Annotated in this window: 16 protein-coding genes; 10 read left to right on the forward strand and 6 right to left on the reverse strand. The window is 29.8% G+C overall.

Going from position 1 to position 16,500, the window contains the following annotated elements:
* Window positions 1-78: 78 nt before the first annotated feature.
* The 3 genes from ACULEV_RS15385 to ACULEV_RS15395 are packed head-to-tail and all read left to right on the forward strand — an operon-like array spanning window position 79 to window position 1,268.
* On the forward strand, window positions 79-492 hold the full coding sequence (locus ACULEV_RS15385) for an MmpS family transport accessory protein (protein ID WP_445455928.1): 414 nt from the start codon (window positions 79-81) through the stop codon (window positions 490-492).
* 44 nt (window positions 493-536) lie between these two features.
* Window positions 537-1,025: an outer membrane beta-barrel protein gene (locus ACULEV_RS15390; RefSeq protein WP_445455929.1), complete on the forward strand. Its 489-nt coding sequence runs from the start codon at window positions 537-539 to the stop codon at window positions 1,023-1,025.
* A 60-nt stretch (window positions 1,026-1,085) separates the two neighbouring features.
* Window positions 1,086-1,268 carry a hypothetical protein gene (locus ACULEV_RS15395; RefSeq protein WP_445455930.1) on the forward strand — a complete coding sequence of 61 codons (183 nt, stop codon included), beginning with the start codon at window positions 1,086-1,088 and terminating at the stop codon, window positions 1,266-1,268.
* 292 nt (window positions 1,269-1,560) lie between these two features.
* On the opposite strand, the gene ACULEV_RS15400 is transcribed toward ACULEV_RS15395, so the two are convergent.
* The 3 genes from ACULEV_RS15400 to ACULEV_RS15410 all read right to left on the reverse strand — a co-directional run bounded on the left by ACULEV_RS15400 (window position 1,561) and on the right by ACULEV_RS15410 (window position 5,994).
* Window positions 1,561-1,977, reverse strand: a complete 417-nt coding sequence (locus tag ACULEV_RS15400; protein ID WP_445455931.1) for a hypothetical protein — start codon at window positions 1,975-1,977, stop codon at window positions 1,561-1,563.
* A gap of 81 nt (window positions 1,978-2,058) precedes the next feature.
* Window positions 2,059-2,658, reverse strand: coding sequence for a hypothetical protein (locus ACULEV_RS15405; RefSeq protein WP_445455932.1), 600 nt, complete (start codon window positions 2,656-2,658; stop codon window positions 2,059-2,061).
* 288 nt (window positions 2,659-2,946) lie between these two features.
* Complete coding sequence (locus tag ACULEV_RS15410; protein WP_445455933.1) at window positions 2,947-5,994, reverse strand: leucine--tRNA ligase; 3,048 nt, start codon at window positions 5,992-5,994, stop codon at window positions 2,947-2,949.
* A gap of 312 nt (window positions 5,995-6,306) precedes the next feature.
* Between ACULEV_RS15410 and ACULEV_RS15415 the strand changes: the two genes are divergently transcribed.
* On the forward strand, window positions 6,307-7,182 hold the full coding sequence (locus ACULEV_RS15415; protein ID WP_445455934.1) for a cell division protein FtsX: 876 nt from the start codon (window positions 6,307-6,309) through the stop codon (window positions 7,180-7,182).
* 26 nt (window positions 7,183-7,208) lie between these two features.
* Entirely contained in the window at window positions 7,209-7,454 is a 246-nt protein-coding gene (locus ACULEV_RS15420) for a DUF3098 domain-containing protein (RefSeq protein WP_445455935.1), read from the forward strand.
* A 158-nt stretch (window positions 7,455-7,612) separates the two neighbouring features.
* Here ACULEV_RS15420 and ACULEV_RS15425 read toward each other — a convergent pair whose 3' ends face one another.
* On the reverse strand, window positions 7,613-8,230 hold the full coding sequence (locus ACULEV_RS15425; protein ID WP_445455936.1) for a response regulator: 618 nt from the start codon (window positions 8,228-8,230) through the stop codon (window positions 7,613-7,615).
* Window position 8,231: 1 nt separating this feature from the next.
* Window positions 8,232-10,100 carry a tetratricopeptide repeat-containing sensor histidine kinase gene (locus ACULEV_RS15430; RefSeq protein ID WP_445455937.1) on the reverse strand — a complete coding sequence of 623 codons (1,869 nt, stop codon included), beginning with the start codon at window positions 10,098-10,100 and terminating at the stop codon, window positions 8,232-8,234.
* Window positions 10,101-10,197: 97 nt separating this feature from the next.
* On the opposite strand from ACULEV_RS15430, the gene ACULEV_RS15435 reads away from it, so the two are divergent.
* The 5 genes from ACULEV_RS15435 to ACULEV_RS15455 all read left to right on the forward strand — a co-directional run bounded on the left by ACULEV_RS15435 (window position 10,198) and on the right by ACULEV_RS15455 (window position 15,857).
* Window positions 10,198-10,983, forward strand: a complete 786-nt coding sequence (locus ACULEV_RS15435) for an undecaprenyl-diphosphate phosphatase (protein ID WP_445455938.1) — start codon at window positions 10,198-10,200, stop codon at window positions 10,981-10,983.
* A 3-nt stretch (window positions 10,984-10,986) separates the two neighbouring features.
* Window positions 10,987-11,685, forward strand: a complete 699-nt coding sequence (gene truB, locus ACULEV_RS15440; protein ID WP_445455939.1) for a tRNA pseudouridine(55) synthase TruB — start codon at window positions 10,987-10,989, stop codon at window positions 11,683-11,685.
* A complete protein-coding gene (locus ACULEV_RS15445) occupies window positions 11,675-12,244 on the forward strand; it encodes a hypothetical protein (protein WP_445455940.1) in 570 nt (189 codons plus the stop codon). Before truB ends, ACULEV_RS15445 begins: the two co-directional genes overlap by 11 nt.
* Before the next feature lie 161 nt (window positions 12,245-12,405).
* Window positions 12,406-14,247: a DUF1800 domain-containing protein gene (locus ACULEV_RS15450; protein WP_445455941.1), complete on the forward strand. Its 1,842-nt coding sequence runs from the start codon at window positions 12,406-12,408 to the stop codon at window positions 14,245-14,247.
* An 11-nt stretch (window positions 14,248-14,258) separates the two neighbouring features.
* On the forward strand, window positions 14,259-15,857 hold the full coding sequence (locus ACULEV_RS15455) for a DUF1501 domain-containing protein (RefSeq protein WP_445455942.1): 1,599 nt from the start codon (window positions 14,259-14,261) through the stop codon (window positions 15,855-15,857).
* Here ACULEV_RS15455 and ACULEV_RS15460 read toward each other — a convergent pair.
* Complete coding sequence (locus ACULEV_RS15460) at window positions 15,849-16,484, reverse strand: thioredoxin family protein (protein WP_445455943.1); 636 nt, start codon at window positions 16,482-16,484, stop codon at window positions 15,849-15,851. The genes ACULEV_RS15455 and ACULEV_RS15460 overlap by 9 nt on opposite strands.
* Between the last annotated feature and the right edge of the window lie 16 nt (window positions 16,485-16,500).

Genomic DNA, 16,500 nt, shown 5'->3' on the forward strand with positions numbered 1-16,500 from the left:
AAACACTTCAAATCAGGTATTGTTTGTCCTTATTATTGATTCTACTTTTGAAATTAAATCAAATAATAAAAACAAGCTATGAAATCCATTTTAAAAAAAACCATTCCTTTATTAATAATCTGTTTATTATTCGCATCATGTAGCAGTGATGATTCTAAAAAAGACGATTTAACATCAAATTCTAAAGATGTAAAATATGAGTTAACAGGAAATTATTCTGGAACTCTTCTCATTGTTTATACTAATAGTGATGGTGCAAATCAAATTGAAGACAATGTGTCATTGCCTTGGTCTAAAGAAATAACTATAAATAAAACAGAAGCAGTCGCAATTGGTTTAACAGCAGGTTCTGAAGTAGGCGGTTCTGGATTATCGGGTCAAACGTTGACTGGAAAAATCTTCATAGGAAATGAACTAAAGAAAAGTGCCACTGTAAATACCACAAGTTCAGGCTACATTAATCTTAGTGGACTAACTTATGTATTACAATAATTCGCTAACAATTTATATTCTCTCCAATTAAATAACTAATGAAAATGAAAAAAATACTGTTATCACTATTACTTTATCCTTTTATTCTAAAAGCGCAGGCACCATTAGAAAATGGGAATTTACAATTAAATGCAGGTCTAGGAACTTCTGGATGGGGCATTCCTGTTTATGTAGGTTTAGATTATGGAGTAGGCAATAACTTTACAATAGGAGCTGAAGCTTCCTATAGATCTTATGAAAGCTATGGTTATAAAAGTACAATTATTGGCATTCAAGGAAATGGAAACTATCATTTTAATGAAATCCTTGCTATTCCTAGCAAATGGGATTTTTATGCAGGACTGAGTCTTAATTATTACAACTGGAGTTTTGACAATGATTTTGCTGAGGCTGTTATAGATGATTCAAACTTTGGAATTGGTGTTCAAATTGGAGGACGCTATTTTTTTAGTGAGAAATTTGCTATCAACCTTGAAGGTGGTGGTGGAAATGCAACAAGTGGTGGAAAAATAGGTATTACTTATAAATTTTAATCCTAAAATGTCAAAAGTCTCAATTGGCAAAAAAGTTTGAGACAAAAAATCTAATAAATCATGAAAAAAGCAATTTTTAAATTAAGTGGTGTTCAAGAATTATCAAAACAAGAGCAAAAATCCATTAAGGGAAGTGGAAACGGATGTACACAAATTGTATGTGGATGGACTAAAGAAGAATGTATAGACCATACAGGCTTTTACAGAAAAAGCGATGGTTGTTGCATGATTGTTACTTGTTAATCAAAATTAATTATTTTTTAGTCTTATGAAAAAATCAATATTAAATAATAACAGAGTGACCGTTCTATCTAAAAATGAACAAAAAAAAATCAAGGGAAGTGTCACAAAGGATTGGGATTTATGCTGTTTGAAAGAAGATTCACCTAATCTTCCACCTTTGGGTTGTGAATCTTGGATTATATGTGATGGCTTTTAAACTAGTTTTGATAGCGAAATGTTAATAAACAAAAGATGGGATTTCTCCCATCTTTTTAATTATTCTATCTGCTCAAAATAATAAAAGTAATTTCTATTATTTATCTGTAGATTTTACATTTTTATTAATATCCATTACAGGTAACAAACCATTAGAAGGCACATAAATGATTTGAGGTAAATCTCCTTTATCGGCTAATTTTTCTAAAGTACGAATGAACAAATATTGGTTATAAGTTTCACTAAGCGTACCATTTTCAACACGCATCGCTTCTGCCATACCTTTTGCTCTTTCAATTTCTGCTTGGGCGTTTAATTTTTCTGCTTCTAATTTAGCTTTAGCTTCTTCTACCAAAATTCTACGGTTTTGTTCCGCTTTAGCCATTTCTGCTTTTCCAGCCATTTCTTGTTGCCAAACATTATATCTTGGTAAACCAAACATTAATAAAGCCACAAACAGGAATACAAAAAATAGAATTCCTAGTATTACTTTTCCAAAATTTCTTTTTTCCATTTTTTAAGTTTTTAGTTACTTATTATACGCAAAAAATGAAAAATGTTACAAAAAATATAAATATGCTAGCAATAATTGCTTTTAAGAAACACTTTTAAACTCTTTACTTTTTTTTGCTTCTTCAAATAATTGTCTTCTTAAGCCTTGCTCTCTTTCTATACAAACTCTTCTGTAAGATTCGTATTCTTCTTCTAAATCTTTTAATACAGACTTAGAATGTTTAGTAATAGCATTGGCCGTTTTAAATTTATAAAACAAAATTCCTGAAACAAGCAATGTTCCTAAAAATAAAGTCCACATCGTTGTTGAGTAACCCGATTTACTAATGGATAATCCTAAAAAAGAAATACTGGCTTTTTCAGCTGTTAAGATATTATTTGACTCTCTTAATTCTTGTATTTGATTTTGCAATCCCAAAATATTCTTTTCATTTTCACCTATTTCCTTTCTAAGTAAACTTTGTGTGTTTTGCTCCTGTTCAATATATTTATTTAAAGAAGATTGAAAACCAAGAATAGCTCCTTTTTCAATTACTTTATAATTTTGATAACTAGATGATTTAGTGATTAACGTATTTAAATCGTTTGCTATTTTAGGGTTATTTTCCTGAGCGTTTAGTGTTAGCAAATGAGTACAAAAAATAAATACTGCTACAATTGAATTTCGTGTTGTTTTATTCATAGTTTAGATAGATAGTTTATACGACTAATCCCTTTTTATTTAAAAACAAATAAAAAGTAGGGTCATTTTGTTTTAGTTTATAAGAAATAAAGGGCTAAACATTGTTTTTATTGTGTAAAAATTACTTTTTAACATTTTTATAAGATTTTTTTAAGAAAAAATCTATTTTTAACAAGTAAAATGGAATAGAAAAAAGTAATGACAATAAAAAATTCCCAAATACTATATTTCACTAAAGTGGTGAAACAGTATTTGGGAATTAGAATTCTTTTATTAAAAGCTTAAAAACTATCCTACTAAATTGATTACTCGTCCTGGAACAATAATTACTTTTTTAGGAGCATTTCCAGCTAATTGTGCAATTGTTCTTTCATCTTTCAAAATGATTTCTTCAATTTGAGCTGGTGTTAAATCCAATGGTAATTTGATTGTAAAACGCATTCTTCCATTGAAAGAAACAGGATATTCTTTTTCACTTTCTACTAAATATTTTTCTTCAAAAATTGGAAAAGCTACCGTTGCAATTGAACCTTCATGACCTAACGCACTCCATAATTCTTCTGCTATATGAGGTGCATAAGGAGAAATTACAATAGCTAAAGGTTCTAAAATAGCTCTGTGATTGCATTTTAATTGTGCCAATTCATTCACGCAAATCATAAATTGGGAAACCGAAGTATTGAAAGAGAAATTCTCGATATCTTCTGTTACTTTTTTGATGGTTTTGTGTAGCGATTTGTACATTTCTGCTGTTGGTTCCTCGTTAGTTACAAGTAAACCATTATCATTAAAATACAAACGCCATAATTTTTTAAGGAAACCATAAACACCAGTTATACCAGCCGTATTCCAAGGTTTTGCTTGTTCCAATGGTCCTAAAAACATTTCATACAAACGCAACGTATCTGCACCATATTCATTACAAATATCATCTGGATTGACTACGTTGTATTTGGATTTAGACATTTTTTCTACTTCGCGACCTACAATGTATTTGCCATCTTCTAAAATGAATTCTGCATCTTTATAATCTGAATATAATGGGTGCGCTTTGAATTTTTCGATATCTAATTCAGAAGTAACATCATTAATTACCGCTAAGTCTGCGTGAATAGGAATTAATTGCATTGATTCTTGCCCAGCCGCTAATACAATTCCTCCTGTATCAGGAAAAATTCTATTTAAAATTTGTACATATAAAGTCCTAACTCTTTCTATTTCGCTCTCATCTGCTTTAACAATTTTATCATACGAAAGCTTAGATACAAAAACACTTGGGAATTTTGAATCTAAAACAATTGTGTTATTAGAACCATGTGTTATTCCCCAAGAAATTCTATACACAAACGCACTCATTCCCAAAATCATACCTTGGTTAATCAACTTTTTGAAAGGTTCTTCTGTAGGTGCGAAACCTCTATCTTTTAAGAATTTGTTCCAAAATCGAGAATATAACAAATGTCCAGTTGCATGTTCGCTTCCTCCTATGTATAAATCTACATTTTCCCAATACGCTAAAGCTTCTTTGCTTGCAAATTCTTCTTCATTGTGTGCATCCATATAACGCATCCAATACCAAGAAGAACCAGCCCAACCAGGCATTGTATTCAACTCTAACGGAAAAATATTCGCATTATCAATTAACTGATTACTAACCACTGAACACTGAATACTGTCCCAAGCCCAAACCGCTGCGTTTCCTAAAGGTGGTTGCCCGTCTTCTGTTGGCAAATATTTTTCTACTTCTGGTAAACGAATAGGTAAATACTTGGAATCAATCATTTGTGGTAAACCATTTATGTAGTAAACAGGAAAGGGTTCTCCCCAATATCTTTGTCTAGAAAAAACCGCATCACGCAAACGGTAATTGGTTTTTCCTTTACCTTGTTTTATATTTTCTAAAGCTTCAATTATTTTCTTCGTTCCTTCTTTGTAGCCTAAACCATTTAAAAAATCAGAGTTTACTAATTTAAAACCTTCTTTGGCTCCAAAAGCAGCTTCTGAAATATCTTGATCAAAAATATTTTTAATTTCAGGCATTCCGTTCGTTCCTTTGAAAAAATTTGCGAAAGCATAATCTCTTTCATCACCACAAGGAACTGCCATAACTGCACCTGTTCCGTAACCTGCTAAAACATAATCGCCAATCCAAACTGGAATGGGTTCTTTTGTAAAAGGATGTTCGGCATAAGCTCCAGTGAAAACTCCTGAAATGGTCTTTACATCAGCCATTCTTTCTCTTTCAGAACGTTTTGCAGTTGCTTCAATATAAGCTTCAACCACTTCTTTTTGTTCTGGTGTGGTGATTTTTGCTACCAAATCATGTTCTGGTGCTAAAGTCATGAATGTTACACCAAAAATAGTATCAGGTCGAGTTGTGAAAACTTCAATATAGTCGAAAGTCGAAGGTCTACTATCTGAAAGTTGATTCTCTTGAAGACTTTCTGACTTTTGACTTTTGACTTTAAATTTAACCATTGCACCAACCGATTTTCCAATCCAGTTTCTTTGACTTTCTTTTAAAGATTCTGTCCAATCGATATCATTTAAACCTTGTAACAATCGTTCTGCATAAGCTGAAATTCGCATCGACCATTGTGTCATTTTTTTACGAATAACAGGATGTCCGCCACGTTCTGAAACTCCGTTTACGATTTCGTCATTGGCTAAAACTGTTCCTAATGCAGGACACCAATTTACTTCCGTTTCTGCTAAATAGGTTAATCTATATTGTAATAGTATTTTTTGTTGTTCTTCTGATGAAAATGAGTTCCATTCGCTTGACGAAAATGAAACAATATTGTCATCGCAAACTGCATTTACAGTAGCATTTCCTTCTTTTTCGAAAATTGAAATTAAAGTTGCAATATCTTCAGCTTTATTGGAATCGTTGCTATACCAAGAGTTGAATAATTGGATAAAAATCCATTGGGTATGTTTGTAATAATCTGCATTTGAAGTGCGTACTTCTCTACTCCAATCAAATGAAAATCCTATTTTATCTAATTGTTCTCTGTAACGAGTAATATTTTCTTTAGTGGTTTTATCTGGATGTTGTCCCGTTTGAATGGCATATTGTTCTGCTGGTAAACCAAATGAATCGTACCCTTGTGGGTGAAGTACATTAAAACCTTTATGTCTTTTAAAACGTGCCACAATATCTGAAGCAATATATCCTAAAGGATGACCCACATGTAATCCTGCTCCTGATGGATAAGGAAACATATCAAGCACATAATATTTTGGCTTTTCTGAATGATTTGTTGCTGCAAAAGTTTGGTTTTCTGCCCAATATTTTTGCCATTTGGCTTCGATGTCGTTGTGATGGTATTTCATTCCTATTTAATATTGTTTTTATTGGAGTCATGCTGTCGCCAACTCTAGTCATTCCTATTTATTATTTTGTCCAAGGTCTCATGCTGTCGCAAGCTTGAGTCATTCCTATTTAATATTGTTTTTTATAGAAGTCATGCTGTCGCAAGCTCAAGTCATTTCTTAATTTAAAAGTTTAAAGTTGTCTTTGAAACAATTTAATCCTTAAAAATCAGTTGCAAAAATACATTTTAAAACACTAAAGTTAAAACTTTGTTGTTATATTCTATATAAACAAAATTTCTTTACTATTTTTACCTCATATTTCTAAATTTTATGGCATCTTCATTTGAAAATTATAACAAAAGACGTTTAATTTCATCTTACTTTTCGGTTGTGTTAAGTATTTTTTTGGTTTTGTTCCTACTTGGAACTCTAGGATTATTTGTAATTAATTCTAAAAAAATAACGAATGATTTTAAGGAAAACATTCCAATGACGGTTTTCTTTAAAAATGAGGCAAAAGATAGTATCTTGAATGCTTTTGACACACAATTAAAAAATTCTCGTTTTATTAAAGAATATGCTTTTGTGCATAAGGACAGTGCTGCAAAAAACAATGTTGATATTGTAGGAAAGGATTTTATGTCTTTTTTAGGGTTTAATCCGTTACAAAATTCTTTTGACATTAACTTAAAAGGAGATTATGTTGTTGCTGATAGTATTAAAAAAATTGAGCATGACATAAAGAAAAACGAAATGGTTTCTGAAATTATTTATGACAAACAATTAGTCGATTTAGTAAACAATAACATTAAAAGAATTAGTTTCTGGATGCTAATCATTAGTAGTTTTCTAGCTGTAATTGCCATGTTGCTTATTAATAGCTCTTTGCGTCTTTCTATTTATTCGCATCGATTTACTATTAAAACCATGCAAATGGTTGGTGCTACAAAATCGTTTATAAGAAAACCTTTTATTATGAGAAGTATTAAACTTGGATTAGCTGGTTCTTGTTTAGCAATAATAGCATTAGTAGCATTAGTATATTATCTAGATGAATTTTTACCTAGTTTAGGTTTATTAAAGGATTATATGTCTTTAAGTATTGTTTTTGGTGGTGTTTTGCTTATTGGAATTATTATTACTTGGATTAGTACTTTCTTTGCAACACAACGCTTTTTAAATTTAAGAACAGACGACCTTTATTAGTATTCAGTGAAATAAAAATAAATATTATGAAAAAAAATAACGAAAACAGTAAACCTGAATTTTTATTTGGAAAAGGAAATTATACCATTCTTTTAATTGGGTTAGCAGTAATTGCTTTAGGTTTTATTTTAATGAGTGGTGGTGGAAGTGAAGATCCTAATGTATGGAGTGAGGATATTTTTAGCTTTAGAAGAATTCGCTTAGCACCAACAACGGTTTTGGCTGGATTTGGAATTGTTATCTATTCTATTTTTAAGAAAAACACAAACTAATAAAAAAGCAAATACCCTTATTCAGCGTAGGTGAATAAGAGTATTTCTTAATTTAATTTACAGTTGCCCTTATTGTTTGTTTATTTGTTTGTTGATACAAAGTAAAAGCATTTCCATTAGTCTTATACCCCTGAAAAAAGGGGTTTGTTATTTTTATTTCAAATTAAGTTAATTTTCATAGCATATTTTATTAATCCAACTACATTTGTGGCTCCTGTTTTATATAACAAATTTTTTCTGTAACCTTCTACAGTATAATTAGATATATTTAAAATCTCTGCAATTTCGCTAGTTGTTTTCTCTTCAATAATTAATTTTAAAACATCAATTTCTCTAGGAGTAATTTCGTTTATTTTTTCTGATTTTAATTTAAAATTTTTAATATAATCATTATAAATATCGGCTTGAAAAAAAGATTCTCCTTGAATTATTTTTTGAATTGCGTTTAACAAATCGATACTTGAAACATTCTTATTTAGAAAACCATTTACTTCGAGTTGTACCAATTTATGAATGGTCGATTGATTCGCTAGACTACTTAAGACAAGAATTTTTGTTGCTAATCCTAACTTTTTTATCGATTTGATTAAGAAAAAACCATCTTGATCTGGTAATTGCAAATCTGTAAGAATTAAATCTGGAGAAAATGTTTTTACAATTTGTAAGGCTTTTTCAACAGAAGTAACCTCAACAACTTCATATTTGTTTCTTAAAATTGATGCTATACTTTCTGCAAAAACTTTATGGTCATCAACTATGATAATTTTATGTGACATTTTATAAAGGTAATTTTATATCTAATGTTGTTCCTTCTTCTGAAGATATTATATTGAATTTTCCTTTTAACATTTCTATTCTTTTCTCGATATTTTTTAATCCAATACCTGATTTAGAACTATTTTTAGAAAACCCCACACCATTATCTTTTATTATTAAAAATAATTCTGTGTCTGATTGTATAATATCTAATTGTATCTCTGTAGCATTTGCGTGTTTCAATACATTATTAATAGCTTCTTGTAAAATCCTATAGATATTTAACAAAAATGAATCTTCTAAAGTATTAATTTTTTCATTAATTAATACATTTTTAATTGTCTTTATTCCTTTTTTTTCAGCTATTAAACAAAGACTATTTATTAATTGAGAAAACTCTATGTCCAATATTTTATCGGAATGCAAATCGTGGGATAAGTCTCTCACTTCATTATAAAGTTTGTCTATTTTATCAACAATTGAATTAATATTGGTTGCATCGAGTGCATTTTCATTTGTTAAAGACACTTTTAAAGCACCTATTTCGTTAGCAATTCCATCATGTAATTCTAAAGACAATTTTGAACGTTCTTCGAGCTTAGCTTTTATCTTTTCTTTTATAATTTCTGTTCGCTGATTTTCAAGCATAGACTTTAACTGCTCTTCATGAAGCAATTTTTGATTATTCCTAAGCTTTTCTTGTGTTTTTATATTGTTAAAATACAAGGCTATTAAGGCAATTAGTAATAAAAGTAATATTCCAAATCCTATGACTAATAATGATTTTATTTTTTGCTCTTTTTGAATTATTTTTTCTTTTAGAGCTAATTCTTTTTTGTTTTCTCTTAGTTGAAATCTTGATTCTAAATCAATTCCTAATTTTGCTTTTTCTACATTAAAAATACTATCGTTAATCTTATTAAATTGTACTAGACTTTCATTTTCATTAATAAAATCACCTTGATTAGAATAGTAATCTTTGTAAGCTAAATAAATATCTTTCAAAACTTGAACATCACCTTGATTGGTTTCTAAAGCTTTGTCTAAATTAAATTTTACTAATCGTTCGTTCTTTTCAATTTTTGCTAAATGTGACAAATTCAGATAAGTACTAGAAAACAAGTTTAAAAAACCATTCTTTTTTTGATAATGCAATGATTCATATAAACATTGGTTTGAATTATCAATATCACCTAATAACAAATAAACATAGCCCAATTTATTAAGATATAAAGGATATTCATACATCTCTTTTTCATTGAAAAGTGCAAATCCGCTTAATAAATTTTCCTTGGCCGATAAATAATCTCTTTTTTTAAGAGCTATTTCACTTTTTCTAAGATAATAATCCAGCTCTGCTCTATTTCCTTTAATAAGGTTAAATGATTTATCAAAATATTCATTCGATTTTTCAAGTTGATTTTTTCTCAACAATAAATCACCCATGAGCATATACATTAACCCTTTTTGTTGTGGAAATTCCACTTCATTAATCTTTAATAAAGCTTGTGTTAATTCTTCTATTAGAACATTACTATCTACATAATTAGTTCCCCAGTTTGCATAATCTATTACTGCTTGATAATAGGATTCTTTATTTAAAAAATGCTGTTTTGAAAATTGAAGTTGTTTTTGAAAAAAATATCTAGCAGAATCAACATTTCCAGAAAAATCATAAATATATCCTAAGTATCGATATGAAATTATTTTTTCATCATTTGTTTTTGCTAATTCATGAAGCAAATAAGCATCTTTTTTTGCTTTAAGAGGTGTATTAATATAAAGTTCAGCAACTTTTCCCTTAATAGTCTCAAATTCATTTCCTTTAGGACTTTGAGCTAATAAAGATTGAAATAATAAAATTAAAACAATACCAAAATTAATTTTCATTAAAAACTATTTCTTAATAAACGTTATAACATCAAATTTTTCCAAACTACAAAAAAACAACTAAAACTATTATAAAAAAACATATTTTTGTAAAATTATGAATACACTACAAGCTATTATTCTTGCTATTATAGAAGGTATAACAGAATTTTTACCTGTTTCCTCTACAGGACACATGATTATCGCCTCTTCTTTTTTCGGAATTGCCGACGATGATTTCACTAAACTTTTTACAATTGTAATACAATTAGGCACCATACTTTCGGTAGTGGTTTTGTATTTTAAGCGCTTTTTTCAAAGCGTGGATTTTTATTTTAAATTATTTGTTGCTTTTATTCCTGCCGTAATTTTTGGTTTATTGTTAAATGATTTCATAGATAACATGTTAGAAAATCCAATTGTAGTTGCCATTTCATTAATTATTGGTGGATTTTTACTTTTAAAAGTAGATGATTGGTTTGGGAATTCAGAAAATACAGAAATATCATACTTAACAGCTTTAAAGATTGGTTTATTTCAATGCTTAGCAATGATTCCTGGTGTCTCTAGAAGTGGTGCCAGTATTGTAGGAGGAATGAGTCAAAAATTATCTCGAACAGCAGCTGCCGAATTTTCTTTTTTTCTAGCTATTCCAACTATGTTAGGTGCTACTGTAAAAAAACTATATGATTATTATAAAGCTGGTTTTGAACTAACCCAAGATCAAACTAATTTATTAATTATAGGAAATGTAGTAGGATTTATAGTAGCCTTAATTGCCATTAAATCGTTTATTGAATATTTAACAAAGCATGGATTTAAATTATTTGGTTATTACCGAATAATAGCTGGAATTGCCATATTAATAATTCATTTTTTCATCAAAGAATTAACCATCATCTAAAAAATGAGCGCAGAAGATTTTCAAAATGGACAAATTCTCTTGATTGACAAACCTTTAAAATGGTCTTCCTTTCAAGCAGTTAATAAATTAAAATATTTATTGAAAAATCATTATGGTTTACCTAAGAAATTTAAAATAGGCCATGCAGGAACTTTAGATCCTTTAGCTACTGGACTATTAATTATTTGTACTGGAAAGTTTACTAAAACCATTACCGAAATTCAGGTTCAAGAAAAAGAATATACTGGAACAATTACTATAGGTGCAACTACACCTTCCTATGATTTAGAAACCGAGATTAATGCCACATTTCCCACAACTCATATTACTAAAGAACTCATTCTAGAGACTACAAAACAATTTTTAGGTGAGATAGATCAGAAGCCTCCTGTTTTTTCAGCCATAAAAAAAGATGGTAAGCGTTTATATGAACATGCGCGTGCTGGTGAAGAAATAGAAATAAAAGCTAGAAAAACAACAATCTACGAATTTGAAATTACAAGAATTGATTTACCAGAAATCGATTTTAGAATAAAATGTAGCAAAGGAACATACATTCGCTCCATTGCTTATGATTTTGGTCTTGCTTTACAATCTGGTGGTCATTTAACTGCTTTAAGAAGAACTAAAATTGGGAATTATTCAATAAAAAATGCCGTTACACCAGAAGTTTTTGAAAAAAAAATGATTCATGAAAACTAAATCAATTTTGTTTTTCCTTCTTGTTTTCCAATTTGGTTTTACCCAAAATGAAATTTTAATAAACAATTCTAGCGATATTCCTATAGAAAAAAAGGTAACATATACACAATTTGATATTGTTGTTCCTTTTAAAGGTAATAAAAATAGAGGAGAAAGTTATCCTGATGGAACAACTAATACTAATTGGTTTCTGCCTGATGGAATTGGAGCAAAATTCGGCTATGGTATTCATTATAACAAATGGATAGGAATTAGTTTAAATTCGAGTTTAGATTTTTATGCTAGCTACAAATTAGTTACTGCACCTATATATACTAACTTTAGAATTAGTCCAAAAATAGGAAAAAATACAAGAATCACACTTCAATATGGAATTGGAAAATCATTAGCTATTGGAAGAGGAGATTTACAAGGCACCTATCAAAAGGGAAGTATTGGTATCGAAAATGGTGATGGGATTTGTTTATTTATTGAAGGCAATAATCATGGTTTTATAATTGGTAATTCCATAGATAAAGTATATAGTATTAACATAGGAATTTCCTTATTCAATTTCTAAGAGGTTGCGTAAAAGCACTATTTAATCATCAACCTATATTAGACATTAGCTTGAAAAACAATTTTTCATTAAATTAGAATTACACCCCTACTTCTGGGGGTTAAAATCAAAGAAGTAAAACTTTTATTTGTATAAAACTAACCTTCTAAAAAACTGAGCATATGAGGAACAAAACCTTAACCAGAAGAGCGCTCATTCGTAAACTATTTTCAAATCCTGAATTTAATGCCGCCCAAACAGATCCATTATTTGAAAAATATTCTAGAAAAGTCTTTACTGGCAGAAAATATCTAACCCAAGAAAGAAATTCTAAACAAGTATCAAATACAAATCCAGAATTAGAACGCGTTAATCCTGTAACATCTGGACTAGAATTATATACTGGTGCTTGGACAGATAGACAGGCTATACATTTATTAAAACGTACTGGTTTTGGCTTCAAAAAAACAGATTTAGACACTATAACTGGCTTGTCTATGAGTGAAGCTGTAGATTTAATTCTAAATATAGACTCGACTCCTCCTTCACCACCTATAAACAATTATGAACTAGACGATCCAGACGAAAATAGTCTACCTTATGGCACAGATTGGACAACTAATCCTTTTGTTGACAATGAAACTGGTGATACTACTGATAGAAGAAGGATAAGTAGTTTAACTTCATGGATGACTAATTTAGCCATAAGTCAAGATATTACTATTAGAGAAAAAATGGTTCTATTTTGGTATCACTTTATTCCTGTCGATTTTGAATTTATTAAAGGTAGCTCCAATCAGTACATTTCTGGTAATACAGCAAGAGTATGCTACTTATATATTAAAAATTTAAGAGATTTTTCAGGTGGAAATTTTAAATCATTAATAAGAAGTATAGCTACACAACCAGCAATGATGTATTATTTGAACAATCAAGCTAATACAAAAACGGCACCAGATGAGAATTTTGCTCGCGAAATTATGGAGTTATTCACTCTAGGAAAAGGTTCCAATAGTCAATATTCCCAACCAGATGTTATTGAAGTAGCTAAAGTTTTAACAGGCTGGAGAGTACAAAACTTAAACACACCTAATCCAACAACAGATTTTGTTGCTAATAAACATGATGAAACAGACAAGCAATTTTCTCCTTTTTTCAATAATACTATAATTCCAAATAATGGAGCATTAGAACTTGACGCTTTCATTGATATGATTTTTTCTAAATCAGAAGTAGTTTCACAATATATCTGTAGAAGATTATATCGCTTTTTTGTTTACTATGATATTGATTCTTATATAGAAACCAATGTTATTATACCATTGGCCCAACATTTTGTAGCTAATAATTGGGATATTATGCCTGTTTTAGATAAACTTTTTAAAAGTCAACATTTTTATGACATGGCAAATCGTGGTGTTTATATAAAATCACCATTAGACTTGTTTATTGGTTTTTTAAGAACATTCAATATAGAAACAAATGTTTCTGATTCTAGCAATTATAATGCGCAATACTATATATGGCAACAAATCGACCTATTATTGTCGGATATGGGACAAAGTATGGGAAGTATTCCAAATGTTGCTGGTTGGCAAGCTTTTTATCAAAACCCGTCTTTTCATGAATATTGGATTAACTCAAATACAATCCAAAAACGTTTTGCATATATAGCGTATGTCTTTTATGGCATAACATTAACACGAAATGGATTAACAACCAGAATAAAGGCTGATACTTTAGAATTTGTATCTCAATTTCCAAATTCTACTTGTTTGGATCCAAATTTATTAGTAGATGAATGTGTGAAATATCTTTTGCCTGTTGATTTAAGCATTGAGCAGAAAAATATTTTAAAAACTCAAAATTTACTTTCTGGTCAAGCAACTGATTATTACTGGACACAAGCTTGGAATAATTACACCCAAGATCCAACTAATGAAACTAATAAATTAGCAGTAACAACGCGTTTGAACAGTCTATTTTTAACTATCATTCAATTAGCTGAATTCCAATTAATGTAACCTGTAGAAAAATGAAAAGAAGAAAATTTATACAATCAACCGCTTTAGTTGCTGCCCCTTTATTATTTAACAAAATTCCAGTATTAGCTTCTTCTCAACTAGAGAGCAGTAATTTACAAACATTAGCAAATGCAGCTATTAATTGTGGTAAAGTTTTAGTCATTGTACAAATGAGTGGTGGAAATGATGGTTTAAATACTGTTTTTCCTAGAGATAAATGGAATGAATTGTCTAATGCTAGACCTAATATTCTAATAAACGAAAACGAAGTACTACAATTAAACAACAATATTACTACAGGTTTACACCCTTCAATGGTAGAAATGCAAGAACTGTACAATTTAGGAGAATTAATGATAGTTCAAGGAGTTTCTTATCCTAATCCAAGTTATAGCCACTTTAGAGCTACTGATATTTGGTTTACTGGTTCGCAAAGTGATGAAACATTAGATACAGGTTGGATTGGAAGAGCTCTTGACTCTATTTATCCAAATTACCCAGAAGCATACCCAAATGGAGACATGAGAGATCCTCTTGCAGTACAAATTGGCTCTACCTTACCGTTTTCCTTACAAGGACCTAACATAAATATGGGATATAGTGCACCTGATCCTGACGATTTGTTGAATGTTATTAATGAAACCACTGACCCAGCTCCAAATACCGATTATGGTTTAGAACTTACTTTCTTACGATTGATGAAAGATCAAAGTAATGCTTATAGAGAAACCATCCAAACAGCTTATAATGTTCCACAAGAACAAACAACAGAATATCCTGACAATAAATTAGCAGCCCAGCTTAAAATAGTAGCTCGATTAATAAATGGAGGGTTGCAAACTCCTATTTACATTGTAAATCATCATAAAAGTTTTGATACTCACGAAAATCAAATCGTAGAATCTGATAGAAAACTAGGTCGACAACCCGAAAATTTAGCTATATTATCTGGAGCTATTAGTGCTTTTCAAGCCGATTTAAAAAAAATGGGCAAACAAGACAAAGTAACTGGTATGACTTTTAGTGAATTTGGTCGAAGAATAAAAAGCAATGATAGTTTAGGAACAGATCATGGTTCTAGTGCTCCTGTAATCTTTTTTGGAAGTTCCTTAAATACAGGTGTTGCTAATGTTATAGGAACGGAGCATCCTGTTTCTGGAATGATTGGTTCTTCTCCAGATTTACCCTTGAATGCTACGGTAAACCAACAAGTTCCAATGCAATTTGATTTTAGACAACTCTATGCTACCATTATGAAAGATTGGCTTTGTATGTCAGACGAACAAGCTACTGCCGTTTTAGGAAATAGTTTTGAAACCTTACCAATATTTAGAAATGGTTCATTTAACCCATCAATAAATGATGATTTTATCCTTCTTTTTCCAAATCCTATTATAAACAATCAGATAAATGTTGCGTTTAAAAAATTTATTAATACAGATGTAGAAGTTAGTGTACATGATGTATCTGGCAAACTTATCTATGCAAAAAAACATTTTGTACTAGGTGATACTTTAACTTTTTCACCTAGCACAATTCTTTCAAAAGGAATATACATTTTAGAGATTAATTACAACAGAAACCTTCTTCAAAAGAAATTCTTAGTGTAATATTTCTTGATTTTTTTTAGAATTAACTAAATATTGACTCATAAGTTCTATTATTTCTCGTTGAGTAGTTAAGCCTTTGTCATGCAAATACCATTTTTGCAATTCAATTTTAATAGGTTCATCTACTACTCCGTTTAATGCTTTATAGTCAGCAATTAGTTTTCTTGCAGGTTCTGGTCTTGGACCCCAATCTGCAAGAACTTCCTTTGTTTCTGTGTCTAAAATAATTAATTTAGGTATGGATTGACTTCCATTAGTAAGAAATAAATCCATCAAATCTTTATTGTCATCACGTAGTACAATTCTTAAATCAATCCTATCAGACCATTCAGTCATTTTATTCATTATTGGCAATAATTGAGCAGCATCACCACACCAACCCTCAGAAATAACTAACCAAGTAAAAGCTGTATCTATATTGTTTAATGCTAAAGCGATTGAATCCTCAACAACAATTGTTTTATCTAAACGTTTCAATCTGGTTTCGTTTAATTGTGAGTAATGCAACAAATCATCACTTTGATTATGTCCTGTAGATTTACCCTCTTCAATTAATTTTGAAATTAAAGTTTTATACTCTTCATAAGTAAAAGAAGCTAAAAGAGCTTTCTCAATTATATTTTTCATACTACTCTATTTTATT

Source organism: Flavobacterium sp. HNIBRBA15423 (assembly GCF_052655965.1).

Coding starts and splice junctions, on each gene's coding strand:
- ACULEV_RS15385 (WP_445455928.1), top strand. CDS start 79: ATGAAATCCATTTTAAAAAAAACCATTCCTTTATTAATAATCTGTTTA.
- ACULEV_RS15390 (WP_445455929.1), top strand. CDS start 537: ATGAAAAAAATACTGTTATCACTATTACTTTATCCTTTTATTCTAAAA.
- ACULEV_RS15395 (WP_445455930.1), top strand. CDS start 1,086: ATGAAAAAAGCAATTTTTAAATTAAGTGGTGTTCAAGAATTATCAAAA.
- ACULEV_RS15400 (WP_445455931.1), bottom strand. CDS start 1,977: ATGGAAAAAAGAAATTTTGGAAAAGTAATACTAGGAATTCTATTTTTT.
- ACULEV_RS15405 (WP_445455932.1), bottom strand. CDS start 2,658: ATGAATAAAACAACACGAAATTCAATTGTAGCAGTATTTATTTTTTGT.
- ACULEV_RS15410 (WP_445455933.1), bottom strand. CDS start 5,994: ATGAAATACCATCACAACGACATCGAAGCCAAATGGCAAAAATATTGG.
- ACULEV_RS15415 (WP_445455934.1), top strand. CDS start 6,307: ATGGCATCTTCATTTGAAAATTATAACAAAAGACGTTTAATTTCATCT.
- ACULEV_RS15420 (WP_445455935.1), top strand. CDS start 7,209: ATGAAAAAAAATAACGAAAACAGTAAACCTGAATTTTTATTTGGAAAA.
- ACULEV_RS15425 (WP_445455936.1), bottom strand. CDS start 8,230: ATGTCACATAAAATTATCATAGTTGATGACCATAAAGTTTTTGCAGAA.
- ACULEV_RS15430 (WP_445455937.1), bottom strand. CDS start 10,100: ATGAAAATTAATTTTGGTATTGTTTTAATTTTATTATTTCAATCTTTA.
- ACULEV_RS15435 (WP_445455938.1), top strand. CDS start 10,198: ATGAATACACTACAAGCTATTATTCTTGCTATTATAGAAGGTATAACA.
- truB (WP_445455939.1), top strand. CDS start 10,987: ATGAGCGCAGAAGATTTTCAAAATGGACAAATTCTCTTGATTGACAAA.
- ACULEV_RS15445 (WP_445455940.1), top strand. CDS start 11,675: ATGAAAACTAAATCAATTTTGTTTTTCCTTCTTGTTTTCCAATTTGGT.
- ACULEV_RS15450 (WP_445455941.1), top strand. CDS start 12,406: ATGAGGAACAAAACCTTAACCAGAAGAGCGCTCATTCGTAAACTATTT.
- ACULEV_RS15455 (WP_445455942.1), top strand. CDS start 14,259: ATGAAAAGAAGAAAATTTATACAATCAACCGCTTTAGTTGCTGCCCCT.
- ACULEV_RS15460 (WP_445455943.1), bottom strand. CDS start 16,484: ATGAAAAATATAATTGAGAAAGCTCTTTTAGCTTCTTTTACTTATGAA.